Source organism: Streptomyces antnestii (assembly GCF_004005495.1).
GTDB lineage: Bacteria > Actinomycetota > Actinomycetes > Streptomycetales > Streptomycetaceae > Streptomyces > Streptomyces antnestii.
Map to the genome: position 1 here is coordinate 1 of NZ_RZYA01000051.1, position 1,808 is coordinate 1,808.

Here is a 1,808-nt window from a genome sequence, read left to right on the forward strand (position 1 = left end):
GTAGGAGAGCCGGCGTGAGCTTGAGGATCGTTGTCACCGTGAAGTATGTGCCGGACGCGACGGGTGACCGGCATTTCGCCGATGACCTGACGTTGGACCGCGATGACGTGGACGGGCTGCTCTCCGAGCTGGACGAGTACGCGGTCGAGCAGGCGTTGCAGATTTCGGAGGCCGCGGATGACGCGGAGGTCACCGTGCTGACGGTGGGTCCGGAGGACGCGAAGGACGCGCTGCGCAAGGCGTTGTCGATGGGTGCGGACAAGGCGATCCACGTCGAGGACGACGATCTGCACGGCACGGACCTCATCGGCACGTCGCTGGTGCTGGCGAAGGCGATCGAGAAGGCCGGCTTCGATCTGGTCGTCTCGGGTATGGCGTCCACGGACGGCACCGCGGGCGTGATCCCGGCGCTGCTGGCGGAGCGTCTGGGTGTCCCGCAGGTCACCCTGCTGTCCGAGGTGTCCGTGGAGGGCGGGACGGTGACGGGGCGTCGGGACGGTGACACGGCCTCGGAGCAGGTTCAGGCCGCGCTGCCGGCGGTGGTGTCGGTGACCGACCAGTCGGGCGAGGCGCGTTACCCCTCGTTCAAGGGGATCATGGCGGCGAAGAAGAAGCCGGTCACCTCCTGGGACCTCTCCGACCTGGATGTGGAGGCCGATGAGGTCGGTCTCGACGGTGCGTTCACGGTGGTGGACGCGGCGGCGGAGCGTCCCGCGCGCACGGCGGGCACGATCGTCAAGGACGAGGGCGAGGGCGGCAAGCAGCTCGCCGAGTTCCTCGCGGGCCAGAAGTTCATCTAGCCCCCATCCGGCCGGGGCGCAAATGGCCCGGCCGGTCTGCCCCTCGCCCCTCGTTTTTCTGCAGGAGAGAAGAAGTCTCATGGCTGAAGTTCTGGTCTACGTCGACCACGTGGACGGTGCCGTCCGCAAGCCCACCCTGGAACTGCTCACCCTGGCCCGCCGGATCGGTGACCCGGTCGCCCTCGCCCTCGGCGCCGGCGCCGCCAACACCGCCACCGTCCTTGCCGAGCACGGCGCGACCCGCGTCCTGACCGCGGACGCCGCCGAGTTCGCGGACTACCTCGTCGTCCCCAAGGTCGACGCGCTGCAGGCCGCCTACACCGCCGTGTCCCCGGCCGCGGTGCTGGTGCCGTCCTCCGCGGAGGGCAAGGAGATCGCCGCCCGCCTCGCCCTGCGCATCGGCTCCGGCATCATCACCGACGCCACCGACCTGGTCGCCGGCGAGGAAGGCCCCGTCGCGACGCAGTCCGCGTTCGCCGCCTCCTACACCACCACGACCCGCGTCACCAAGGGCACCCCGGTCATCACCGTCAAGCCCAACAGTGCCCCGGTCGAGCCGGCCCCCGCCGCCGGCACCGTCGAGACCCTGGCCGTGTCGTTCGGTGAAAAGTCCACCGGCACCAAGATCGTCTCCCGCACCCCCCGCGAGTCGACCGGCCGCCCGGAGCTGACCGAGGCCGCGATCGTGGTCTCCGGCGGCCGCGGCGTCAACGGCTCCGAAAACTTCGCGATCATCGAAGCCCTCGCCGACTCCCTCGGCGCAGCCGTCGGCGCCTCCCGCGCCGCCGTCGACGCCGGCTGGTACCCCCACACCAACCAGGTCGGCCAGACCGGCAAGTCCGTGTCCCCGCAGCTCTACATCGCCAACGGCATCTCCGGCGCCATCCAGCACCGCGCCGGCATGCAGACCTCCAAGACCATCGTCGCCGTCAACAAGGACGCCGAAGCCCCCATCTTCGACCTCGTCGACTACGGCATCGTCGGCGACCTCTTCGACGTCGTCCCCCA

2 protein-coding genes are annotated in these 1,808 nt (G+C 70.2%); both read left to right on the plus strand.

Annotated features, from left to right (window positions below; genetic code table 11):
- Positions 1-14 precede the first annotated feature (14 nt).
- Entirely contained in the window at positions 15-800 is a 786-nt protein-coding gene (locus EOT10_RS40875; RefSeq protein ID WP_127833438.1) for an electron transfer flavoprotein subunit beta/FixA family protein, read from the plus strand.
- A 79-nt stretch (positions 801-879) separates the two neighbouring features.
- A partial coding sequence (locus tag EOT10_RS40880) for an electron transfer flavoprotein subunit alpha/FixB family protein (RefSeq protein ID WP_146003152.1) occupies positions 880-1,808 on the plus strand: 929 nt, incomplete at its 3' end.